This is a genomic window from Stenotrophomonas sp. 3diitr2024 (genome assembly GCF_042136455.1).
GTDB lineage: Bacteria > Pseudomonadota > Gammaproteobacteria > Xanthomonadales > Xanthomonadaceae > Stenotrophomonas > Stenotrophomonas sepilia.
Genome location: NZ_JBHHMJ010000030.1, coordinates 1 through 20,270, shown reverse-complemented (window position 1 = coordinate 20,270; position 20,270 = coordinate 1). Strand labels below are relative to the sequence as shown.

The window sequence follows — 20,270 nt, the reverse complement described above, 5'->3', positions numbered from 1 at the left end:
TGTTCGGATTGTTGCTCTGGTGGGTGCCAAATTCACCGGTGGATGCCGGCCAGCGGCCGGCACTACCCATCAGGGCAACCGCGGGTTGCCGAATTCGTCGCGCTCTTCGTTGGCGTCATAAACCGGCGGCTGTGCAACGATGGGCTGCTCCTCCACCGTGGCGCGCAGCGGCGTCTCGGTGCCACGCACCAGTTCCACGCTGTCCTCGCCGCGCTGCAGGCGCAGCGCATTGGCCAGGCACTGCGCGGCCAGCGCGTGTTCGCCACGCTGGGCGAACACTTCACCCAGCGCTTCCCACGCCGGTGCACCGGCGCCCGCGGCGATGGCCTCGTGCAGGAACGCATCGGCGGCATCCCATTGCTGCTGGCCCAGGGCCACGCGGCCCTGTGCCAGGCGCAGGGCGGCCGAGTCATCGTGCACGTTGCGCCAGCGCGCCAGATTGGCCTGGCGGGTGGCCAGGCGCTCGGCGGGCAGGCGGCCATACAGCGCCACCAGATCGTCATTCCAACGCTGGTCCAGTGCCTGTTCCAGCGCCAGCAGCGCCGGCTCATCCCAGTCCAGCGCCACCGCACGGCTGGCATAGGCGCCCACTACGTCCGGGGTGGGGCGCAGTGCCTTCGGCGTGGCCTCCCACTGTGCGGCCAGCGCGTTGACGTCGGCCGCTTCCAGTAGCGCCTGTGCGGCCAGGCGTGCTTCCAGTTCGCTGTTCGCGTCGGCCGGCAGCACCTTGCTCTGGCGCAGCGCACCCAGCTGGCCATACGCTTCGTGGGCGCGGCCGGCCTGTGCCAGCGCTTCGGTACGCAGCCACAGGCCGCGCGGCGGCAGCGGCTGGATCGCCGCTACGTCCAGCGCATTGATCGCATCGACCGGCAGATCGCGCGCCAGCAGCTGTTCGGCGCGCAGCAGCGCCTGCAGGGTGGCGTCGCTTTCACCCAGGCGCTGCAGCAGCGCCTCTCCGGCGGGGCCATCGGCCCGTGCCTGCGCGCTGCGCACGGCGGTGGCCAGTGCCACCGCGCTCACTTCCGGGTCCTTGGCGGCGCCGTCCAGCAGCTTCTCCGCACGCTGCCACTGGCCATGCTCGTAGGCCTGCAGGCCGTCGATCAGGCGCACCCGGCCCTGCTTGCGGCGGTAGCGGCCCCAGGCACGGAACGGTGCAGCGATCAGGCTCCACAGCAGCCACAGCACCAGCACCGTGATCACCGCCAGCAGCGCTACCTTCGGCAGGTTGCTGTGATAGTCGTAGCCGCCGTAGCGCAGGGTCACTTCGCCGAAGCGGTTCAGGTCATCGGCGCCGAGCCATTGCGCGGCGACCACGCCGATGGCCACGGCCAGCAACAGCACGACCAGGGATTGCAGGGGTTTCATGCGGGCTTACCTCCGGTCGGTCTGGGTGCGCAGTTGTTGCAGGGTGCTGCCAAGGACAGCGTCGTTGGCCTGCAGCGGCAGTTCGCGCAAGGCCTTCAGTTCAGCACGTTGCGCGCGCAGGGCCGGTGAATCCGGCCAGCGCCGCTGTGCCCACTGCTCCACGCGGTCCAGAGCGGTGTTGCGGCCCGCGCGGTCGCCGCGCTCGATCGCGGCGCGCGCCAACGTCAATTCCAGCTGCAGTGCATCGTCGGCGTTGCGCTTTTCGGCGGCCGTCAGCGGGCCGTTCTGGCGGCTCGGGGTGATGTCCACGAACGGTGCCAGCGTGGCCTGCCACCAGGGCTTGGCGGTGCTGCTGCCGGTCGTGCCGGTGATCTGCGAGGGCAGGCCCTGCAGCGCCCGGGCCACAGCATCCAGGCGCTGCAGCGACTGCACGCGCGGGCCGCTGCCCAGCGCATCCAGTGCCTCGCGCTCTTGCACCAGCGCCTGGCGCAGGTTCAGGCCGTCGGCGTCGGGCAGATCGGCCAGCGCGGTGGCGGCCTGTGCATACAGGCGGCGTGCGCCGTCCACGTCGTCGGCGTAGTTCAGGCGCTGCGCAGCCTGGGTCAGCAGCAGCTCGGCCTCATCGCGCTGCACCGCCTGGCGGCCCTGGTTGGCACTGTCGGCCAGCTTGGCCACGTTCTCTTCCAGCAGCGCGCTGCGCTGTGAGAGTCCCAGCATCTCGTCGCGCAGCACGCGGTTGGTGGTCGCCGCATCCTGCAGGCGCTGGCTGGTCGCGCGCTGGTCACGGCGCAGCGCATCCAGCGTGGCCTCCAGGCCCTTCAGCTGTACGGCCGTGGTCTGTGCCTGCGCTTCCTGTTCGCGCTGTTGCTGCTGCCAGACGTACCAGCCGGCATAGCCGCCCGCGCCGAGCACGACCACGGCGGCCAGCGGCAGCAGCCAGCGCACGGGTCGATGGGGCGGGGATGGCGGAGTATCGTTCATCGGGCTTCCTTGTCGGCAACGTCGCCGGTCGGGGGCCGGCAGGCCGCGTTGTGCACAGCATCACCGTTGCCGACGACAGCGGCAAGCGTGACCCACGTCCCTGTTCAGGTCGCTGCCGGGACGGTGAGCGTGGCGTGTGCGGCCGCCACCAGCTGCGCAGCGGTGGGGCCGGCGCTGCGTGTGATGCGCTGCAGGCCGAGCGCTTGCGCCTGTTCGCCGAGGCGGTCACTGGCAACCACCACGCGGGCAGACGCCCGCAGGCGCTGCTGCCCGGCCGGCGGAAGCTGTTGCCAGAAATGCTGCAGCGCTTCGCCACTGCTCACGGCCAGTACCCACGGCTGTGCTGAATGCGCCAATCGCGCCAGCGTTCGCGGGGGCAGTCGCAGCAGGCGACGCTTGTAGACGTCGGCACGTTCGATCGTGGCGCCCGCCGCCTGCAGCTGCGCGGCAATCAGGCCACGCCCGCCGGGCGCGGTCACCAGTCCGATGCGCAGGCCCTGTACGTCGGCCAGCACCGGCAGCGCCAGCAGGCCTTCACTGTCCATCCGCTGCGGCGCGTGCACCTCGGTGATGCCATGTGCCTGCAATGCGCGCGCAGTGCCTTCGCCCACGGTCAGCCACGGGCTGCGCTGCACGCCGGCCAGCGGCAGCAGGGACGCGGCTGCGGCAACGGCGGCCGGGCTGGTGAACACCACCCGGTCGCAGTTCAGCGCGCGTTGCAGCTGGCGCACCACAGCCGTGCCCTGCAGGCGCTGCAGGCGCCAGGGCGCCAGGGCCAGGACATTCCCGCCCAGCCCGGCAACGGCGCGGCGCAGCGCCACGTTCTGGCCCCGCGGGCGCAGCGAGATCAGGGTCCAGCGCGGGCCGGAACGGGTGGCGCCAGTGGGTATCGTATGGTCGACCATTGCCTGCATTATGCGGGCCCTTCGTTGTCGTGGTCGCTGCTCCGATGTCCGTTGATGCCCTGACTTCCTCGTTGGCCGCCCTGCAGGACGTGCTGGACTGCATGCCGGCGGTCCGCGCCATGCAGATCCAGCTCGACGGCTATGCCGATGGCGTGCTGCGCATCACCGCGCCGCTGGCGGCCAACGTCAACGACAAGGGCAACGCCTTCGGCGGCAGCCTGGCCTCGGTGCTGACCCTGTCCGGCTGGGCGCTGGTCAGCCTGCGCCTGCGCCTGGCCGGCCACGATGCCGAGGTCTATGTGGCCGACAGCAACCTGCGCTATCTGGCGCCGGTCTATGAGGACCTGCACGCCCACGCCGAAGCGGCCGAAGCCACCGGCTGGGACGCCTTCCTGAATACCTTCCGGCAGCGCCGCAAGGCCCGCATCAGCATCATCGCCACCCAGCCCGGTGCCGATGGCAAGCCCGCCGCCGAATTCAGCGGTCGCTTTGTTGCCTTCGCCAAAGGGTAGGATGGCAGGCTGACGTTCTGGGGAAACCACCGATGCGCCGCCTCATCCAGTTCCTGATGTATTCCCTGCTGCTGGCCAGTGCCGTGGCCTCGGCCGACGACCTCAGCCGCAAGCAGCGCAAGCTGCTGGAAGAGACCCAGATCGCCTACGGGGCGACCATCCGCTGGGGCAGCATGGACGATGCCATCGGCTACCTCGACCCCAAGCTGCGCAAGGAAAAGCCGCCGACCGAGTTCGAGCTCAACCGTTACGCGCAGCTGCGCGTGTCGTCCTATCGCGAGCGCAGCAGCGCCTCGCTGGACGGTGGCCTGGTCGAGCGCCGGGTCGAAATCGGGGTGATCAACCAGAACACCCAGGCCGAGCGCACCGTGGTCGTGGTCGAGCGCTGGCGCTGGGACCCGGAGGCCAAGCGCTGGTGGCAGACCGCCGGCCTGCCGGACCTGTGGAAGGGGCAGTGACGGGCCGCGTCCGGCTTGTGCGACAATCGGCGCCCGCTTAATCGACCCGTGACCTGAGTGAATTACGAAGAGTTGCTGGCCTTTGCAGGCCGAAACCCGATGCTGTCCGCGGCCCTGGTCGGCCTGACCGTGGCCATCATCGTCACCGAGATCCGCCGCCTGTTCCGGGGCTTCAAGGGCATCAAGCCCGCCGAACTGACCCAGCTGATGAACGCGGGCGGCACGGTGGTGGTCGACCTGTCGGCCAGCGGTGACTTCGAGAAGGGCCACATTGCCGGCAGCCGCAATGCCCAGGCCAGTGCCTTCGGCCCGGAAAACAAGCTGGTGGCCAATGCCAAGCAGTCGCCGGTGGTGCTGGTGTGCCGCAGCGGCAACGCCTCGGAAACCGCCGCCAAGGCGCTGAAGAAGGCCGGTTTCGAGAAGGTCTACGTGCTCGACGGCGGCATCCCCGCCTGGCAGCAGGCCGAGCTGCCGCTGGTCAAGGGCCGCAACTGATTGTCGCAGGTGGCGGATCCGGCCTTGTCTGGGCCGGGTCCCGCCCCCATCGCAGTAGTTCGACCATCGTTTTCATTGCATTCACCTGGAGTTACTGGAAATGTCCGAAGAGATCACCAACGGCGCCGCTGCGCCGGTCGATGCCGCTACCGGCCCCGCTTTCACCGTCGAGAAGATCTACGTCAAGGACGTCTCCTTCGAGTCGCCGAACGCACCGACCATCTTCAATGACCAGGTGCAGCCGGAGCTGCAGCTGAACCTGAACCAGCAGGTGCAGCGCCTGGGTGAGAACGCCTTCGAAGTCGTGCTGGCCGTGACCCTGACCTGCCAGGCCGGTGAGCGCACCGCCTACGTGGCCGAAGTGAAGCAGGCCGGCGTGTTCGGCCTGGTCGGCCTGGACCCGCAGTCGATCGACGTGCTGCTCGGCACCCAGTGCCCGAACATCCTGTTCCCCTACGTGCGCCAGCTGATCAGCGACCTGATCCAGGCCGGCGGCTTCCCGCCGTTCTTCCTGCAGCCGATCAACTTCGAAGGCCTGTACGCAGAAACCCTGCGCCAGCGCCAGGAGCAGGGCGACGCACCGTCGCTGGCTGACTCCGAGCCGGCCGGCAACGCCTGATTCCTGCCGCGACGTCACGGATGAGCACTCCCGCTGACAAGATCGCCGTGCTCGGCGCCGGTTCCTGGGGAACCGCGCTGGCCAGCCTGCTCGCACGGCACGGTCACCCGACCGTGCTGTGGGGGCGCGATGCTGCCGTGGTCGAGGCCATCGACCAGCGCCACGAGAATCCGCGTTACCTGCCGGGCATCCCGCTGCCGGACAGCCTGCGTGCTACCACCGACCTGGCGTCGGCGGTGGAAGGCGCGGCCTGGATCCTGGTGGTGACCCCCTCGCATGCCTTCGGCGAAACCGTGCGTGCGCTGGCGCCGCTGCGTCCTGCCGGTGCCGGCGTGGCCTGGGCCACCAAGGGCTTCGAACCCGGTTCGGGCCGCTTCCTGCATGAAGTGGCGCGCGAAGTGCTGGGTGAGGACGTGCCGTTGGCCGTCGTCACCGGGCCGTCGTTCGCCAAGGAAGTCACCCAGGGCCTGCCGACCGCGATCACCGTGCACGGCGACGTGCCCGAGTTCGCGCAGACGGTGGCCGAGGCGATGCATGGCCCGGCGTTCCGCGCCTACACCGGTGACGACATGGTCGGTGCCGAGCTGGGCGGCGCGATGAAGAACGTGCTGGCGGTGGCCACCGGCGTGGCCGATGGCATGCAGCTGGGCCTCAACGCCCGTGCCGGCCTGATCACCCGTGGTCTGAACGAGATGCTGCGCCTGGCCGCTGCGATCGGCGCCAAGCCGGAAACGCTGATGGGCCTGGCCGGCCTGGGCGATCTGGTGCTGACCTGCACCGGCGACCTGTCGCGCAACCGCCGCCTGGGCCTGGCCCTGGGCCGCGGCCAGACGCTGCAGGATGCCGTGCGCGAGATCGGCCAGGTGGTCGAGTCGGTGCAGACTGCCGACGAAGTGATGCGACAGGCGCGCCGTCATGGCATCGACCTGCCGATCTCCGACGGTGTGCGTGCCGTGCTGCATGGCGAGCAGACCCCGGAAGAAGGCTTGCGCGCACTGCTGGCGCGGGAACAGAAACCGGAGTATCCGGACACTCTGTTCAAGTGAATCGAAAAACCCCGGCCTGGTGCCGGGGTTTTTTGTGCGCGCCCCATCCACGCATGGCGTGGATCTACGACGGACCCCGCTTCTGGTAGCTGCCAACCTTGGTTGGCGCCCGGCGGCAGCAATCACCGCGCCCGCGGCGGCGCGCTGGTGTTGTCCATGTCCGAAAAGATCAACCACGGCCCATCGTCCACGCGCTTCAACGTGAGCGTGAACTTGCCGGTATCGCCCACGTTGTTGCCGTAGCTGTACGCACCGACGATGTAGCCCGTGTTGCCCTCCATCGAATACGCCAGCGCACGCAGCCGCAACGGGCTGCCGCCCTGGCCGGCATACGCGGCCTCGATCGCACTGCGGCCGCGCACCGGCGGCTGGTTGCTCTGCAGCACAAAGCCATCCTCGGCGAACAGCGCAGCCAGTGCCTTGGCATCACCCGTGCGCCACGCCTGCTCGTAGTCGCGCAGTACACGGTCCAGCGGTGCGGGCAGCGCGATATCGGGAAGCGGCTGTGCGGGCTCCGCGCCTTCTGCATCGTGGACATTTGCCGGCGATGCCATCAGCAGGGCACTGCAGAAGATCATGGCGAGTGGTGTACGGCGCATGCGTCCGGCTCCAGGCGATGACGGGAAGCTGCGAACGCATCCTGGCGCGGCGCTGGTTAGAATCACGCGGCCGCCGATTCGGCGGACGCAGCGCAGATCAGACAAGGACACGCGATGAAGACGCGAATCACAGGGATGGCGATGATGGCCGCGCTGCTGGCAGCCTGCGGACAGGCACCGGAGAAGACTGGCGGGACTGCACCTGCTGCGGCGCCAGCGCCGACCTCCGAAGCACCGGCCGCCACGGCCACGGTGGTCGAGAAGGAACCGTCCATCGAAGACAGCGTGGATCCCGCGGTGTGGGACAACGAAGGTGAACCGGAAGACCTGGGCGCCGGCGGCGAACTGACCTGCGCGGACAACCCGCTGGCGACCCACTTCTTCACCTTGGTGGGCGGCAACACCGTGGACGACTGTGGCCGCAAGGATCCGAAGGTGCTGGCCGCGTTCAACGCCCTGATGAAGAACACGGCCGCAGCCGAATCCAGCGACAAGGAGATTCCCTCGCTGCGCCAACGCCTGTTGAGCGGACCCAGTGGGCCCGGCGAGCTGCTGGTGCTGCAAGGCGAGCCATGGTGGTTCTACACCGCTTGCCAGGCCCACGACTGCCCCGGCACCGCGTTGGCGATGCTGTACTCACCCACGCAGGCGAAGATGGTCGGCCGTCTTACTGCGCGCTGCCGTGTGTGGTGGCTGGGCGAGCCGACGGCGGAACAGCGTGTGCAGATCGAACAGCGCCAGCCACTGCAGGATGCCGCGCTGAAGGAAGACAGCGCGCTTTGCGAGTGATGTGGCGCGCGCCGCAGCGCCGGGCCGTGCCCGGCGTTGCAGTGAGCGTTGTTCCCCGTGTCACCCTTCCGGGCGCATGCGTGCGCTGACCTGTGCGGTCAGCGACAGACTGGCCATCATCAGGCCCTCCATCACGCGGTCGCCCACGTACTCCTCGTCGGGACCGTTCTGGCGCACGCGCTCGGCAGCCAGCAGCATTTCCAGCGCCACGCGCAGGCCGGTCAATGCGCAATCCGCGTCGGCCAGCGCCATGCGGCGGCCCGGCATCTGATGACGTTCGGGCCAGGGTTGGCCGTCGGCGGCGGCGCCCTTGCCGATGCGGTCGAGGGTGGCGATGAAACCGAGAGGATCCTGCTGGTGCGGTGCTTCCGAAGGCGCGTCCGCGTTGGCGGGCACGTATTGCGTGCGTAGTCGGGAGGATTCGGGTGTGCTCATGGCAATGCTCCGTGCAGGACAGACGGCAGCCGCCACGCAAAGGTGGCGGGCGGAGACGTGGCTCGAAAACCGGGCGCTTGTTGAAACCGGCAGGCACAGGGCCTCCACGCTCCGCCCGCCATAGCCGGCAGACGGATTGCCCGCCGGCGCCACGAGGGGTGACGCCGACGGGCAAGCGTTGTTAAACAAGCGCACGGGTTTTCGAAGCCCGGCCATCCTTTTTCGATGGCACGTCATCTGTACGCGTGCTGCTGCGCGGTGCCAATCAGAACAGTTGCATTCAACGCTTGATCAAAGACGCTTTTGGCATTTTTGCACGCTGTTAAGCTGTCGCAGACGCAGGCGCCGCAACGGCCGTAGCGGCATGGGAATATGCGACATGGGTCGAAGTTGATGACGTGGCGTACGGGCACCCCACCAAGTCGATGACGACAGTGCGGGGCGAAGAACGCAATTCGACTCCCACACACTTTGATCTGTCAGTGCTCTTCGCGTCTCTCGTACCAGGCTTGTGTACGGTTCACGATCCGCACCACGGACAGCATGACCGGTACCTCGATCAGCACACCCACCACGGTGGCCAGCGCCGCTCCCGAGTGCACGCCGAACAGTCCCACCGCTGTGGCCACAGCCAGTTCGAAGAAGTTGCTCGCACCAATCAGCGCTGACGGGCCGGCCACGCAATGCGCCACGCCCAGACGGCGGTTCAGAAGGTAGGCCAGGCCCGAAGTGAAATAGACCTGGATCAGGATCGGCACCGCAATCAGCGCGATCACCAGCGGTTGCTTCACGATCTGCTGGCCCTGGAACCCGAACAGCAGCACCAGCGTCAGCAGCAGCGCGGACAGGGACAGCGGGCCCAGCCGTCGAAGCGCGCGCTGCAGGCCCGCCTCGCCGCTGCGCGAAAGCATCCAGCGCCGCAGCAACGCGGCCACCAGCACGGGCACCACGATGTAGAGGCCAACCGACAACAGCAGCGTGTCCCAGGGCACAGTGATCGCCGACAGGCCCAGCAGCAGCGCAACCACCGGCGCATACGCGACCACCATGATCGCGTCGTTCAAGGCCACCTGGCTCAGGGTGAAGTTGGCATCACCGCGGCACAGGTTGCTCCACACGAACACCATGGCGGTGCAGGGCGCGGCCGCCAGCAGGATCAAACCGGCGATGTAGCTGTCGATCTGTGCTGCGGGCAGCCAGTCCGCGAAGGCATGGCGCAGGAACAGCCAGCCCAGCAGCGCCATCGAGAACGGCTTCACGGCCCAGTTGATGAACAGTGTCACGCCGATGCCCTTCCAGTGCTGCTGCAACTGGCGCATCGCAGTGAAGTCGACCTTCAGCAGCATCGGGATGATCATCAGCCAGATCAGCACCGCAACCGGCAGGTTGACTTTGGCCACTTCGGCGGAGGCCAGCACCGCGAAGGCATCGGGCAGGACGTGGCCCAGCAGCGTGCCCATCGCAATGCACAGCACAACCCACAGCGTCAGGTGTCGCTCGAACAGGCTCATGGCAGTGGCACCGTCATTGTGCGCCGTCGGTCGGCAGCAGCTGGCCGATCCGGTCCAGCGCGTGCTGCAGCGCTTCGCGTTCGGACCACACCGATTCGGGCAGTGCGAGCAGCGCACGCAGGCGCGTTTTCACGATGGCATGGGCCAGTGCGAAGGCTGCGGCCTTGTCGGCATCGCTGCCTGCCACGGCGGCCGGATCAGGCAGGCCCCAGTGGCTGCGGATGAAGTCACCGAACACCACAGGGCAGGCTTCGGCAGCGGCCGCGTCACACACGGTGATCACCAGGTCCATCGGGGCTGCGTCCACGAACTCATCCCACGACTTGCTGCGCAGCCCTTCAATGGGCATTCCTTCGGCCTGCAACTGGGCGAGCGCGAAGGGATTGATCTGGCCAGTGGGCTGGCTGCCCGCACTGAATGCGCTGAAGTGATCGCCGCCCCAGGCGCGCAGGGTGGCTTCAGCCAGCACGCTGCGCGCGCTGTTGCCGGTGCAGAGGAACAAGACATTGCGGGTCATGTGGCTTCCGTGGTCAGTGAGTGGCTTGGACATGCACAGCGCGCTGGCCGGGCAGAGACTAGTGAACTCGGCAGAGCTGCGGATCGCCTCCGCTATCTGCGCGCGATCGCATCCGGCATAGCCGTGCCGCGCGAACCATGGGCCTGCCGACGTCGTCAGCAGCACCAGTTCCCAGACCTGCATGCGGCGGGCCATGTCCTCGGCCGCTGACAGCAACGCGCGCCCAAGGCCGGTATTGCGTTGGTCTTCGGACACCACCAGCGAGCGAAGCAGGGCCGACGCGCCGAAGATCTGCAATCCAACGGCACCCACGGGAACACCTTCGAGGTCTGCGACGAGAAACGCCACCTCGCTGCTTTCCAGATCGGCCACGGGCAACTGCGCCCGCTGCAGAAGGTCACGGATGGAGCACAGGTCGTCGCGCGTGCCTGCACGAATCACCGGGTCGGGTTTCATCTCAGCACCTGCATGCCGGTTCGCTCACCGCGCACCGCTCATCCGGGGAGCCCGCGCAGCAGTTGTGCGTCAGGTACTGGATCAAGCCGTTCATCGCATCGAAGTTGGCGCGGTAGCAGACGTGGCGGCCTTGGCTTTCGCTCTCCACCAGCCCGGCCTGCACCAGCTCCTTCAGGTGGAAGCTGAGCGTGGCGGGAGGCACCTGCAGGGCCGTGGCGATGTCGCCCGCCATGCGCCCTGCCGGGCCGGCCTCCACCAGCAGCCGGAAGGCAGCCAGACGGGTGGCATGGCCGAGGGCGGTCAGGGCAGCGATTGCATTCGACGTTTCCATATTTCTAGAATAATCGAATGAATAAGCAAATCACAAGCCTGGACCTGCCCAACCTGGTGGAATCGTCATTGCCCCAGCCCGATCATCACCAGCTCGCCGCGGCAGATCTGGGGCCGCCACGCATTCTCCTGCTCTACGGCTCGCTGCGGCCCCAGTCGTTCAGCCGCAAGCTGGTGCTGGAAGCCGAGCGGCTGCTGCGCCACCTGGGGTGCGAAACCCGGGTGTTCGATCCGCATGCGCTGCCGATGCTGGACAGCGTGGACAGGAATCACCCCGAAGTGCAGCGACTGCGCGAATGGTCACAGTGGTCGGAAGGGCAGGTCTGGGTCAGCCCCGAGCGGCATGGCACGGTCACCGGCGTGTTCAAGAACCAGATCGACTGGTTGCCGCTGGAAGATGGCAGCGTGCGGCCCACGCAGGGCAGGACGCTGGCGGTGATGCAGGTGAGTGGCGGCTCGCAGTCGTTCAACACCGTCAACACGTTGCGCGTGCTCGGCCGCTGGATGCGCATGCTGACCATCCCCAACCAGTCGTCGGTGGCCAAGGCCTGGCAGGAATTCGATGACGACGGCCGGATGAAACCCTCGCCGTACTACGATCGGGTGGTGGACGTGATGGAGGAACTGGTGAAGTTCACGCTGCTGACGCGGGGCCGGTCGGACTACCTGGTGGACCGCTACAGCGAGCGGAAGGGCGACGCGCACGCCGCGGCATTGGCGCGGGCTGCAGGGGCTACGGCTTCCTGAGTTCCAGCACGCGCGCTACCTGCTCGCGCGCTGCGCGCCCTTGCTGTTCTCGTCCTTTGCATCGCCACGGCTCTGCGCGAACGCGGGGAAGGTCTTTGCGATCGAATCCTTGTCCGGCAGGATGTAGAACACGCCGCCCTTCTGGAACGTGGATTGCACGATCTGTTCGTAGAAGCCGGGCGAAACGTTGATGCAGCCGTGGGTGACGCGGTTGTCGTCCGGCGTCGGCGTCGCCAGTCGTTCGGCGCGCTTTTCCTTCGGGCTGCCCGGTGGCAGCGGATGCATCGACACGGCGGAATCGTAGTCCACCCACAGCACGCGCCCGGCATCGTCGGAGGGGCCATAGGCGCCAATGAAGCGGCCCGCAGGCGTGGTGCGGTCGTGGCCGGGAATCGCGCTCAGGGCAAGCTTGGCGACGCCGGGTGCGGAATGATCGCCGATGGCCGAACCGAACAGCGCCGGCGCGGCGCCGCGCAGCTTGCCGTCGCCGCCGAAGACCAGGACCTGCGCGGCGGCCTTGTCCATGATCGCGAACGGATAACCCTGATTGTCCTTGCTGGCGACCACCCAGCCGGCCAGCTCGATCACTGTTTCGGAGACGCTCTGGTCGGGCGGAAGCTCATCAACGGCGGCCGCCGGTGGTGCGGGTGCGTCCTTGTCCTTGGCGTTGGCTACGCCGCTGCATGCAACGGCCAGTGCCACGGCCAGAGTGGCGTGCAGGGCGCGGTGTGCAGGGGAGGAGGAGGTACGAATGAGACGGCTCCTGGCAATGCAGATCTGAGGTGGAAGGACGCCAGTGGCCGGCGAGGGCCACTGGTTCCCGATACAGAGGTGGATCAATTCAAACAGTGAGGGAGCGATCAGCCGCGCGGCTTGCGTCCGACGGGTGCCCTTTCAAGCTGCTGCACGCGGCCTTCGATCTGGTCCAGGCGCTGGTTGGCCTGCTGTGCCGACTGGTTGGCGGACTCGGCACTCTGTGCAGCGCCCTGCACCTTTACATCGAGCTGATCGAGGCGCGAGTTGATGGTTGCGAACTCGTCCTTGTAGGTGGCACAAGCGCCAAGGCTCACGGTGGCGATGAGCGCGACAGCAAGTGCGCGGGCCGTCTTCATGTGTTGCGGGTTCAGGTTCATTGCACTCCCTCCTTCGTCTGGGGAAGCTGGAATATAGCGGCGTTTGTTCCCCACGCTGACAAGCGCTTTCAGCTGAAGTTGGAAGACGTGGAAGGGTTGTGAAATATGTTCGTCAGCGAAGCTTAACGAGTGAGATCAGGCGAGCTGATGTGCGCAGAGGCGACGGCCTTGCGGTTGCTCGAATCGCCCAATTCATCAGCCTGAAGACGGCCTCATTCTTTCCCGTTTTCCACTGGCCCACACGCCGGGCGCCATTCACTTGCGGCGAACAATGCCGGCGCACTTTCCGGACGCACCGCCAGCAGCGTGGCGACGGCACCGGCTTTATCATCGGCGCGGGCAACGTAGTCAGCGGCAATGCGGTAGCCGATCCAGTAGCCAAGATCGCCGCGGCGCGTTTCGTCGCCGGCTCCGTTGTAGAGCCATTGCGTCAGATCAGTACCGGCGCTGTCCCGGGCGAACTGGCGTTCCAGGGCGCATTCGCGGCCCTGCGTCCAACGACGCAGATGCGCGTTGGCCGGTTGCCCCGAGATCAGTTCGCCCACGTACTCGGCGCCGCCTTCAAGCAACGTCTGATAGAGCAGGGTCGGCTGCGCGACATCGACGCTCGCACCGGGCTGCTGCACGTGCACGTACTCATGGGCGATCAGGTGCACGAAACGATCGCCGATGTCGGGCTGCATCCAGTCGGCGTTGCACAGCGCCTCCAGTCCGATCACCACGCCGTCGGGCGTGGTGACACCGCCGCTGTTTCCCCGACCCACCAGCACGGTGACCGGTGGAAAACGTGCGGAGGGAAGCAGCGTGCCCAACCGATCGAGTGCCTTGGCAACCCGCTCGCGGATCTCCGGCAGCGCAGTCGCACAGGTACGGGCTTTGGCAAACAGCGCAGGTTTGTGCTGGATCGCATCTGCAAGACGATCCATCGAGCCGATACGGCTGTCAGTGAAGCTGCGTAGTGCATCCGTACCCGCATGCAGATAGCCGCGCTGCAGATCGTCGGCACTTGGCTTCCCTCCGCTTGCATCCAGCACGCTGAAGAAGCGCGCGACATCGTCGGTTTGAATCACGATGCGCCCGGAAGGGCGGGTACGTTCGGCTGCGTTGGCTACCTGCAGCATCATCGGCAGGGCGAAGAGCAGCAAAGCCCGCACTGTGCGCCGGGCATGAAGCGGAAACAGCAGTGACGCGATGGATGCGTGCGGCATGAGGAGTTCCCTGAACGCCAGCCTTATTTATACACCAGTCAGTTCAATATTCAGGGTCGATTAGACCCCCTAACGGATAATTCACACCTGTCGACCGCCTCCTCTCTCTCCCCCTCCCGGGAGGCGGCCGACGAAACCAAAATAATTAAAGGTGTGTCCCGATGAACAAGAATTCGCTGCTCGCCCTGGGTCTTCTGGCTGCCCTGCCGTTCGCTGCATCGGCAACCGATGGCCTGTCGTACAACTACGTTGAAGGCGGCTACGTGAACACCGATGCCAAGGGCGGCGACGCCGATGGCTGGAAGGTGAAGGGTTCCGTGGCGGTGCACCCGAACTTCCACATCTTCGGCGACTACAGCGCGCAGGAGACCGACAAGTTCAAGAACGACGTCGACCAGTGGCGCATCGGTGCCGGCTACAACTACGGCATCGCACCGAACACCGACCTGGTGGCCCGTGTCGCGTACCAGAAGTTCGACATGAAGCACGGCCTGGACTTCAACGGCTACTCGACCGAAGTCGGCGTGCGTACCGCGTTCAACCCGTACGTGGAAGGCTACGTGATGGCCGGCTACGAGGACTACGCCAAGAAGCATGGTATCAACCCGGACGGCGAGTTCTACGGCCGCGTCGGCGCCACCGCCAAGTTCAACCAGAACTGGGGCCTGAGTGGCGAAGTGAAGCTGGCCAAGGCCGGCGACCGCGAGTGGTTCGTGGGCCCGCGCTTCACCTGGTAACAAACGCCTGTCGTTAGAGCGTGTTGTGCTGGCGTGTGACTCTCTCTCTCTCTCTCCCACACGCCAACCGAAGCCCGGCCTCGCGCCGGGCTTCTTCTTTTCTGTGCATCCGGTAGAGTGCAGGGCCGCAGGGTGGTCCTGCAGAGCCTGGCGCGGCGGATTCCAGCGCAATCACGATCAAGGGACATGATGAAGATGAAGGCGATCACTGCTGTGGCAGCACTGCTGCTGCTGGGAACGGCGCAGGCGCGTTCGAGCGCCGAGTGGAATCTGAAAGGCGCCAACCGTTCGGAAGGCCGGGTTGTGCTGACCCTGGTGAGCAAGACGCCCGAACTGACACCAGCCAACCGGCAGGCGGCCGAACAGACCGCAACGCGCCAGTGTGCAACCTGGGGCCTTCCCGCTGCCGAACTGAACGGTGAGATCGAGCGTGCGTGCGATGGGCGCAGCCGTTTCGGCAAGTGCAAGCGGTGGCAGTTCACCATGCCCTTGCAGTGCAGTGCCGCGGTTTCACAGTGACGTCGTGTCGTTTGCCGCAGGGCATGGGGGTGCCCCGGCGAGGTGTTCGACTGGCTGCGCGAACGCGGTCTGCCAAGCGGTCGCTGCCAGCGTATCGCCCGGAGTGGGCCGCAGCAGTTCCATGTAGCGCAGGAATGCACGGTACTGCGCGCAGGACGGAACGAGAACTGCTCCGTCGCCGGTCAGGCGGTTCCGCTATGATCCCGGCACGTCGCCATTGACGATGCACCCGCCTCAAGCCAGCAGGAACTGCCGTGAATTCCCAGCCCGCACCGATCACCGCTCTCAACCACACGCTCGACAACGAGCCGCAGCAGATCACCGCGCCGCTCACCCATTCGGCGGCGTTCCTGGTGCTGAAGGTGAAGGATGACGAGGCGTCGATCGCCAAGGCACGCGAGGTGCTGGCCAGCACTGATGATCTGATCAAGAACACCGCCATCCGCGAGATCGAGCGCACTTTCACCTGCAACGTGGCCATCGGCCATCGCGTGTGGCAGCCGCTGGTGGGCTCCACGCCGCCACGCGAGCTGAAGCCGTTCCGCGAGATCAAGGGCGCGACCCACACCGCTGTGTCCACGCCTGGTGACCTGCTGTACCACATCCGCGCACGTACGATGGACCTGATCGTGGCGTTCGAGCGCAACCTGCTGATGGCCTTCGGTGATGCGGTCGAGGCGGTCGATGACGTGGCCGGCTTCCGCTACTTCGATGGCCGCGACCTGCTCGACTTCGTCGACGGCACCGCCAACCCGGAAGGGCTGTCGCTGCCGGAAGCCACCATTGTTGGTGAGGAAGACCCGGAGCATGCCGGCGGCAGCTACGTGGTGGTGCAGAAGTACCTGCACAACCTCGATGCCTGGCGCGCGCAGAAGACCGAGGCGCAGGAGGCGATCATCGGCCGCACCAAGCACGACAACATCGAGCTGGATGATGCGCCGGCCGATGCGCAGAAATCGCACAAGACGCTGTGCACCATCGAAGACGCTGACGGCGAGCACGAGATCCTGCGTGACAACATGCCGTTCGCCAACCCGGGCCGTGGCGAGTACGGCACCTACTTCATCGGCTACACGCGCCGCCTGTGGGTGATCGAGAAGATGCTCGAGCGCATGTTCATCGGCAATCCCGCGCCGCTGCACGACCGCATCCTCGACTTCTCCACCGCCACCACCGGCGTGACCTTCTTCGCGCCGTCGCGCAAGGTGCTGGCTGACCTGGGCGAGTGATCGCGGCTCCCGTCCTTGCGCATGCTACGGACCGCTCTGTTCCAGTAGATCCACGCCACGCGTGGATGGTGCGCACGCTGCCCGTAGCAGCCACGCATGGCGTGGCTCTACTGTGCCGCCATCCGCCTGTCATCTACCGCGCCGACCATGTCGTGCTGGATGGGAGTGCAGGAGGCGGGCGATGACCATGACCGGAAACAGGAGCGGCGCACGCCGCGGGTGGAAGCGGCTGGCAGCGTGGTTCGGTGCGCTGGCACTGGGGAGTGCCGCAGTGTCCGCACACGAAGCCCCTGCACACTGGATGGCCTACGCCACCGCCGTGGGTGGCCAACTGCAGCAGCGCCTGCAGCAGGAGCAGGACCCGCAGGCGCAGCGCGTGCTGGAATGGCTGCAGGCACATCCGGACACACCGACGCCGCTACCGGTAAGCCTGTGGATCGCCGCGGACGGCCGCATTTCGAAACTGGAATTCGACAGCCTGGGTGATGCCCAGGTCGATGCCGACCTGCGCGCGACGCTGCAGGCTGCGCCGTTGCAGGCGGCCCCACCGGCCGACATGCGCCAGCCGCTGCGTCTGGGTTTGGCCCTGAGCCCGTAGATCCACGCCATGCGTGGATGGCGCGCCGATTGCCCGCAACAGCCACGCATGGCGTGGCTCTACTGCGTTGCCACCTGCGGTTCGCGTGCGGCCGCGCTCCATGCGCGCAGGCCGAACACGGCCAGGCCGAGGAAGAACACGTACAGCGCGGCGGTCACATGCAGCGACTTGAACAGGTACGCACCCACATAGACCACGTCCACGGCGATCCATACCCACCAGCAGGCGACGTGGCGGCGCGCCTGCCACCACTGGCCGACCAGGCTCAGTGCGGTCAGCATCGCGTCCAGCCACGGCAGCGCGGCATCGGTGAAGGTGTGCATGCCGGCGCCCAGCATCACGCCGCCGCACAGGCCGATGGCCAGGTCACGCAAGAGCTTGCCGCGCGCCAGCGGCACGATGCGGATGCTGCCCTCATCGGCGGCGTGCTGGCGCCAGTTGAGCCAGCCATAGACCAGGAAGCCACCGAAGGCGACCTGCAGCAGGGTGTCCGAGTACAGCTTGGCCTCGGCGAACACCAGGCCATACAGCGTGACCGACAGCAGGCCCACCGGCCATGCAGACAACCGGCGGCGGGCCATCAGCCAGACGCCGAGGATGCTGCACAGCGCGGCGCTCCACTCGAGCATCACGCTGCTCACAGTGCGAACGTCACCGACAGGCGGGCCTGTCGTGGTGCACCGGGGAACAGGTAGTAGTCACCGCCGCTGCTGCCGGTATCACGCCAGTAGAAGCGGTTGAATAGGTTGTCCACCGACAGGTTCCAGGTCACCGCACGCTCGTGCAGGCGATGCTGGAAGCGCAGGCCAGCATCGAACACCGAGTAGTCCGGTGCGCGCACGCCGCCGTCGGCACGTGCCACGTTGGCACCGGCATAGCGCCAGCCGCCGGTGACATCCAGGCCCTGCACGAACGGCAGCGCGTAGGCCACGTGCACGCTGGCGCGTACCTTCGGCACGTTCACCAGCTGATGGCCTTCATAGGCTGGCGTGCCGGTGTCGCGCGCACGCGCCTGCAGCACGCTGGCGCTGGCCACGATCTGCAATGCATCCGTCAGCTGACCGTTGGCGGTCAGCTCCAGCCCGGTGTGGGTCTGCGTGCCTTCCTCGACGAAGGTGTAGCCCACGTCGCTGCTGTCGGGCTTGGCGTACTGGTACGGCTGCGAGATGCGGAACACGGCTGCGCCCAGCGTCAGCGCCTCGACCGGCACGTACTTCAGGCCCACTTCCAGCTGCCGCGACTGCACCGACGGCAGGAAGGTATCGGCATTGCTGGTCCAGAACGGCGCTTCCTGGCCCAGCGAAATGCCGCGCACGTAACTGGCGTAGGCGTTGAGCTGGTCGGTGGCTTTCCACACCACGGCGGTCTGTGGCAGGAAGCGCGACAGGCGGCTGTGGCGTTGCGGGGTGCCGCGCTTGTCATAGGCGCGCTCGTCCAGGCGGACGAAGCGGCCACCGGCCAGCCACTGCCAGTCGTCACCGAAGCTCATCCGGTCCAGCGCGAAGAACGCGGTCTGGCGGCTGTCCAGGCGTCGTGCGGATGGGCCCGGCATCTTCGGCGATGGCGCGAACACCGGCACCGGTGCCTCGTGGATGTTGCTGGTACCGACGTACTCGTTGACGCTCGGGCGCTTGTCCACGGTGCGGCGGAAGTAGTCGGCGCCGACGGTCAGCTGGTGACCGACGCTGCCGGTCTCGAAGCGGCCGCGCAGTTCGGCACGAGCCTGCTGGTTGCGGCGGGTGTCGTCCGGGCTGCGGTAGTCGTAGATGTCATAGTCGCCGTTGGGTGCGAAGTAGTTGCCCGGCACGCTGCCATCGGCACATTGTGCGGCGTAGTAGCAGCCGTAGGCGAAGGCGACGTTGTCATCGATCACCGAACGGCTATGGCCCACCGATACACGTGATTGCCAGGCGTCGTTGAAGTCGTAGGTATGCAGCGCGGTGATGTTGGTGCTGGCGATATCCACCGGGCGCTGCCACGGCTGGTAGCCGAGCAGATGCTCGCGGTCGACACCGCGCGGCAGGTCACGCGCGCCCAGCAGCTGGTAGCCGGACACCGAGCGCTGCGAGCTGGTCTGGTAGTTGGCATCCACTTCCAGCTTGCCGCGCTCGCCGATCAGCCAGTCGGCGGCCAGCGAGTAGAAGTTGCGGCGGCCATCGGCGTGCTCGACGTAGGAATGGCTGGAATCCCATGCGGCATTCAGGCGCACGCCGAAGCGCGGGGTGATCCAGTGGCCGACATCGACGGCAACGTAGCGCGAGCCTTCCGAATCGGTGCCGAGCGTGGCGGTGCGCACTTCGGCCGGACGCTTGCCGATGTAATTGATGATCCCGCCCGGCGCCATCACGCCTGCCGCCAGGCCGGCTTCACCCTTGAGGATCTCCACCGACTGCACGTTCTCCAGCGCCAGGCGTTGTTCGCCGGCGATGGACAGGCCGTTGAAGCGGTAGCCGGTGGCCGCGTCCAGGGCGAAGCCGCGGATGGCGATGTTCTGGTAGTAGCCCACCGGCGCATAGGCATCACCCAGCGAGGCATCATTGCTGGCCAGCTCGGACAGCGAACGTACCTGGCGGCGGTCGAGGTAATCGCGCTCGAGCACGTTCATCGACGCGGGCGTGTCCTTCCAGCTGCCGCCACCGAAGGCATTCACGCGCGAGGTATCGGCCTTCGGTTTGCCGGCCTGCACGCGCACCGCCGCCAGTTCAGTCGGCGAGCGCTCGGCGCCGGTGGCAGCCGCATCGGGGGACGCTTCGGCCTCGCTGGCGTGCAGCGGCAGCGCGGCGCAGAGTGCGAGGGAGAGCAGGGTGGGGCGCAGGCAGCGGTTCATTCGGTTCGTCTTCGGACAACAAGGGAGACGAAGCGACGGCGCGCAGGTGCACCGGCCCATGACGGGGGTGTGGCTGCGGCTCAAAGCTCCCTACGCCGGTGCAAACCGGATCAGGTTCCAAGGGACTCTCTCAGCCTGGCAGATCCAGGCACCCCCGCTTCAGGTGACCATTTCACTACAAATGGTACGGATTTGCGAGCGCCACCCAGGGTCAGATCCCTTTCCTGCGGAAAGGGATCTGACCCCAACGCTGC

At 66.9% G+C, this 20,270-nt stretch carries 24 protein-coding genes, 1 pseudogene and 1 riboswitch; of the genes and pseudogenes, 11 read left to right on the top strand and 14 right to left on the bottom strand.

Annotated elements, in window-relative coordinates:
• Nucleotides 1–69: 69 nt before the first annotated feature.
• The 3 genes from ABGA94_RS00560 to ABGA94_RS00550 all read right to left on the bottom strand — a co-directional run bounded on the left by ABGA94_RS00560 (nt 70) and on the right by ABGA94_RS00550 (nt 3,260).
• Entirely contained in the window at nt 70–1,365 is a 1,296-nt protein-coding gene (locus ABGA94_RS00560) for a heme biosynthesis HemY N-terminal domain-containing protein (RefSeq protein WP_072167353.1), read from the bottom strand.
• Nucleotides 1,366–1,371: 6 nt separating this feature from the next.
• Complete coding sequence (locus ABGA94_RS00555; protein ID WP_111127182.1) at nt 1,372–2,346, bottom strand: uroporphyrinogen-III C-methyltransferase; 975 nt, start codon at nt 2,344–2,346, stop codon at nt 1,372–1,374.
• Between the two features lie 104 nt (nt 2,347–2,450).
• Nucleotides 2,451–3,260 carry a uroporphyrinogen-III synthase gene (locus tag ABGA94_RS00550; protein ID WP_111201243.1) on the bottom strand — a complete coding sequence of 270 codons (810 nt, stop codon included), beginning with the start codon at nt 3,258–3,260 and terminating at the stop codon, nt 2,451–2,453.
• A 35-nt stretch (nt 3,261–3,295) separates the two neighbouring features.
• Here ABGA94_RS00550 and ABGA94_RS00545 point away from each other — a divergent pair, with 35 nt between their 5' ends.
• From ABGA94_RS00545 to ABGA94_RS00525, 5 genes are all read left to right on the top strand, one after another.
• On the top strand, nt 3,296–3,763 hold the full coding sequence (locus ABGA94_RS00545; RefSeq protein ID WP_005407593.1) for a YiiD C-terminal domain-containing protein: 468 nt from the start codon (nt 3,296–3,298) through the stop codon (nt 3,761–3,763).
• 32 nt (nt 3,764–3,795) lie between these two features.
• A complete protein-coding gene (locus ABGA94_RS00540) occupies nt 3,796–4,221 on the top strand; it encodes a hypothetical protein (RefSeq protein WP_061479368.1) in 426 nt (141 codons plus the stop codon).
• A gap of 57 nt (nt 4,222–4,278) precedes the next feature.
• Nucleotides 4,279–4,716 (top strand): rhodanese-like domain-containing protein, encoded by a 438-nt coding sequence (locus ABGA94_RS00535; protein WP_053497787.1) that lies wholly within the window; start codon nt 4,279–4,281, stop codon nt 4,714–4,716.
• A gap of 100 nt (nt 4,717–4,816) precedes the next feature.
• Complete coding sequence (secB, locus tag ABGA94_RS00530; protein WP_005407596.1) at nt 4,817–5,335, top strand: protein-export chaperone SecB; 519 nt, start codon at nt 4,817–4,819, stop codon at nt 5,333–5,335.
• A 20-nt stretch (nt 5,336–5,355) separates the two neighbouring features.
• Nucleotides 5,356–6,381, top strand: coding sequence for an NAD(P)H-dependent glycerol-3-phosphate dehydrogenase (locus tag ABGA94_RS00525; protein WP_005420929.1), 1,026 nt, complete (start codon nt 5,356–5,358; stop codon nt 6,379–6,381).
• Nucleotides 6,382–6,503: 122 nt separating this feature from the next.
• On the opposite strand, the gene ABGA94_RS00520 is transcribed toward ABGA94_RS00525, so the two are convergent.
• A complete protein-coding gene (locus ABGA94_RS00520) occupies nt 6,504–6,980 on the bottom strand; it encodes a YybH family protein (RefSeq protein WP_375366017.1) in 477 nt (158 codons plus the stop codon).
• Nucleotides 6,981–7,094: 114 nt separating this feature from the next.
• Between ABGA94_RS00520 and ABGA94_RS00515 the strand changes: the two genes are divergently transcribed.
• Entirely contained in the window at nt 7,095–7,769 is a 675-nt protein-coding gene (locus ABGA94_RS00515) for a hypothetical protein (protein WP_375366015.1), read from the top strand.
• Between the two features lie 60 nt (nt 7,770–7,829).
• Here ABGA94_RS00515 and ABGA94_RS00510 read toward each other — a convergent pair whose 3' ends face one another.
• The 5 genes and pseudogenes from ABGA94_RS00510 to ABGA94_RS00490 all read right to left on the bottom strand — a co-directional run bounded on the left by ABGA94_RS00510 (nt 7,830) and on the right by ABGA94_RS00490 (nt 11,019).
• The gene (locus ABGA94_RS00510) at nt 7,830–8,204 is read right to left on the bottom strand and encodes a hypothetical protein (RefSeq protein WP_053497779.1); all 375 of its coding nucleotides are present in this window, start codon (nt 8,202–8,204) and stop codon (nt 7,830–7,832) included.
• Nucleotides 8,205–8,683: 479 nt separating this feature from the next.
• On the bottom strand, nt 8,684–9,715 hold the full coding sequence (arsB, locus tag ABGA94_RS00505; protein WP_088496693.1) for an ACR3 family arsenite efflux transporter: 1,032 nt from the start codon (nt 9,713–9,715) through the stop codon (nt 8,684–8,686).
• 13 nt (nt 9,716–9,728) lie between these two features.
• On the bottom strand, nt 9,729–10,232 hold the full coding sequence (locus ABGA94_RS00500) for an arsenate reductase ArsC (protein WP_065178735.1): 504 nt from the start codon (nt 10,230–10,232) through the stop codon (nt 9,729–9,731).
• 36 nt (nt 10,233–10,268) lie between these two features.
• A pseudogene (arsN2, locus tag ABGA94_RS00495) lies at nt 10,269–10,688 on the bottom strand (arsenic resistance N-acetyltransferase ArsN2); the annotation flags it as partial.
• Nucleotide 10,689: 1 nt separating this feature from the next.
• Nucleotides 10,690–11,019, bottom strand: a complete 330-nt coding sequence (locus ABGA94_RS00490) for a helix-turn-helix transcriptional regulator (RefSeq protein ID WP_053497775.1) — start codon at nt 11,017–11,019, stop codon at nt 10,690–10,692.
• 17 nt (nt 11,020–11,036) lie between these two features.
• Here ABGA94_RS00490 and arsH point away from each other — a divergent pair, with 17 nt between their 5' ends.
• Nucleotides 11,037–11,765, top strand: coding sequence for an arsenical resistance protein ArsH (arsH, locus tag ABGA94_RS00485; protein ID WP_375366012.1), 729 nt, complete (start codon nt 11,037–11,039; stop codon nt 11,763–11,765).
• A 15-nt stretch (nt 11,766–11,780) separates the two neighbouring features.
• Here the strand turns inward: arsH and ABGA94_RS00480 are convergent, their stop codons facing one another.
• The 3 genes from ABGA94_RS00480 to ABGA94_RS00470 form a co-directional block, all read right to left on the bottom strand.
• Nucleotides 11,781–12,467, bottom strand: a complete 687-nt coding sequence (locus ABGA94_RS00480) for a hypothetical protein (RefSeq protein WP_375366010.1) — start codon at nt 12,465–12,467, stop codon at nt 11,781–11,783.
• 158 nt (nt 12,468–12,625) lie between these two features.
• Complete coding sequence (locus ABGA94_RS00475) at nt 12,626–12,898, bottom strand: hypothetical protein (RefSeq protein ID WP_005420910.1); 273 nt, start codon at nt 12,896–12,898, stop codon at nt 12,626–12,628.
• Nucleotides 12,899–13,110: 212 nt separating this feature from the next.
• Entirely contained in the window at nt 13,111–14,106 is a 996-nt protein-coding gene (locus ABGA94_RS00470; protein ID WP_375366008.1) for a DUF2268 domain-containing putative Zn-dependent protease, read from the bottom strand.
• Between the two features lie 161 nt (nt 14,107–14,267).
• On the opposite strand from ABGA94_RS00470, the gene ABGA94_RS00465 reads away from it, so the two are divergent.
• The 4 genes from ABGA94_RS00465 to ABGA94_RS00450 all read left to right on the top strand — a co-directional run bounded on the left by ABGA94_RS00465 (nt 14,268) and on the right by ABGA94_RS00450 (nt 17,189).
• Nucleotides 14,268–14,843: an Ax21 family protein gene (locus ABGA94_RS00465; RefSeq protein ID WP_053497769.1), complete on the top strand. Its 576-nt coding sequence runs from the start codon at nt 14,268–14,270 to the stop codon at nt 14,841–14,843.
• A gap of 186 nt (nt 14,844–15,029) precedes the next feature.
• Nucleotides 15,030–15,362 (top strand): YecR family lipoprotein, encoded by a 333-nt coding sequence (gene yecR / locus ABGA94_RS00460; RefSeq protein ID WP_065185560.1) that lies wholly within the window; start codon nt 15,030–15,032, stop codon nt 15,360–15,362.
• 254 nt (nt 15,363–15,616) lie between these two features.
• On the top strand, nt 15,617–16,591 hold the full coding sequence (locus tag ABGA94_RS00455; protein ID WP_069138117.1) for a Dyp-type peroxidase: 975 nt from the start codon (nt 15,617–15,619) through the stop codon (nt 16,589–16,591).
• Nucleotides 16,592–16,772: 181 nt separating this feature from the next.
• Nucleotides 16,773–17,189 (top strand): hypothetical protein, encoded by a 417-nt coding sequence (locus ABGA94_RS00450; RefSeq protein WP_375366005.1) that lies wholly within the window; start codon nt 16,773–16,775, stop codon nt 17,187–17,189.
• A gap of 59 nt (nt 17,190–17,248) precedes the next feature.
• Here the strand turns inward: ABGA94_RS00450 and pnuC are convergent, their stop codons facing one another.
• Nucleotides 17,249–17,818 carry a nicotinamide riboside transporter PnuC gene (gene pnuC / locus ABGA94_RS00445; protein ID WP_005420817.1) on the bottom strand — a complete coding sequence of 190 codons (570 nt, stop codon included), beginning with the start codon at nt 17,816–17,818 and terminating at the stop codon, nt 17,249–17,251.
• Between the two features lie 8 nt (nt 17,819–17,826).
• Nucleotides 17,827–20,016 (bottom strand): TonB-dependent receptor, encoded by a 2,190-nt coding sequence (locus ABGA94_RS00440; RefSeq protein WP_375366002.1) that lies wholly within the window; start codon nt 20,014–20,016, stop codon nt 17,827–17,829.
• Nucleotides 20,017–20,086: 70 nt separating this feature from the next.
• Nucleotides 20,087–20,182: riboswitch (TPP riboswitch) on the bottom strand.
• Nucleotides 20,183–20,270 lie beyond the last annotated feature (88 nt).

What these genes read in the sequence shown, in the direction of transcription:
- ABGA94_RS00560 (WP_072167353.1), bottom strand. Translation starts at nt 1,365, where the DNA reads ATGAAACCCCTGCAATCCCTGGTCGTGCTGTTGCTGGCCGTGGCCATC.
- ABGA94_RS00555 (WP_111127182.1), bottom strand. Translation starts at nt 2,346, where the DNA reads ATGAACGATACTCCGCCATCCCCGCCCCATCGACCCGTGCGCTGGCTG.
- ABGA94_RS00550 (WP_111201243.1), bottom strand. Translation starts at nt 3,260, where the DNA reads ATGCAGGCAATGGTCGACCATACGATACCCACTGGCGCCACCCGTTCC.
- ABGA94_RS00545 (WP_005407593.1), top strand. Translation starts at nt 3,296, where the DNA reads ATGTCCGTTGATGCCCTGACTTCCTCGTTGGCCGCCCTGCAGGACGTG.
- ABGA94_RS00540 (WP_061479368.1), top strand. Translation starts at nt 3,796, where the DNA reads ATGCGCCGCCTCATCCAGTTCCTGATGTATTCCCTGCTGCTGGCCAGT.
- secB (WP_005407596.1), top strand. Translation starts at nt 4,817, where the DNA reads ATGTCCGAAGAGATCACCAACGGCGCCGCTGCGCCGGTCGATGCCGCT.
- ABGA94_RS00525 (WP_005420929.1), top strand. Translation starts at nt 5,356, where the DNA reads ATGAGCACTCCCGCTGACAAGATCGCCGTGCTCGGCGCCGGTTCCTGG.
- ABGA94_RS00520 (WP_375366017.1), bottom strand. Translation starts at nt 6,980, where the DNA reads ATGCGCCGTACACCACTCGCCATGATCTTCTGCAGTGCCCTGCTGATG.
- ABGA94_RS00515 (WP_375366015.1), top strand. Translation starts at nt 7,095, where the DNA reads ATGAAGACGCGAATCACAGGGATGGCGATGATGGCCGCGCTGCTGGCA.
- ABGA94_RS00510 (WP_053497779.1), bottom strand. Translation starts at nt 8,204, where the DNA reads ATGAGCACACCCGAATCCTCCCGACTACGCACGCAATACGTGCCCGCC.
- arsB (WP_088496693.1), bottom strand. Translation starts at nt 9,715, where the DNA reads ATGAGCCTGTTCGAGCGACACCTGACGCTGTGGGTTGTGCTGTGCATT.
- ABGA94_RS00500 (WP_065178735.1), bottom strand. Translation starts at nt 10,232, where the DNA reads ATGACCCGCAATGTCTTGTTCCTCTGCACCGGCAACAGCGCGCGCAGC.
- ABGA94_RS00490 (WP_053497775.1), bottom strand. Translation starts at nt 11,019, where the DNA reads ATGGAAACGTCGAATGCAATCGCTGCCCTGACCGCCCTCGGCCATGCC.
- arsH (WP_375366012.1), top strand. Translation starts at nt 11,037, where the DNA reads ATGAATAAGCAAATCACAAGCCTGGACCTGCCCAACCTGGTGGAATCG.
- ABGA94_RS00475 (WP_005420910.1), bottom strand. Translation starts at nt 12,898, where the DNA reads ATGAACCTGAACCCGCAACACATGAAGACGGCCCGCGCACTTGCTGTC.
- ABGA94_RS00470 (WP_375366008.1), bottom strand. Translation starts at nt 14,106, where the DNA reads ATGCCGCACGCATCCATCGCGTCACTGCTGTTTCCGCTTCATGCCCGG.
- ABGA94_RS00465 (WP_053497769.1), top strand. Translation starts at nt 14,268, where the DNA reads ATGAACAAGAATTCGCTGCTCGCCCTGGGTCTTCTGGCTGCCCTGCCG.
- yecR (WP_065185560.1), top strand. Translation starts at nt 15,030, where the DNA reads ATGATGAAGATGAAGGCGATCACTGCTGTGGCAGCACTGCTGCTGCTG.
- ABGA94_RS00450 (WP_375366005.1), top strand. Translation starts at nt 16,773, where the DNA reads ATGACCATGACCGGAAACAGGAGCGGCGCACGCCGCGGGTGGAAGCGG.
- pnuC (WP_005420817.1), bottom strand. Translation starts at nt 17,818, where the DNA reads ATGCTCGAGTGGAGCGCCGCGCTGTGCAGCATCCTCGGCGTCTGGCTG.
- ABGA94_RS00440 (WP_375366002.1), bottom strand. Translation starts at nt 20,016, where the DNA reads ATGAACCGCTGCCTGCGCCCCACCCTGCTCTCCCTCGCACTCTGCGCC.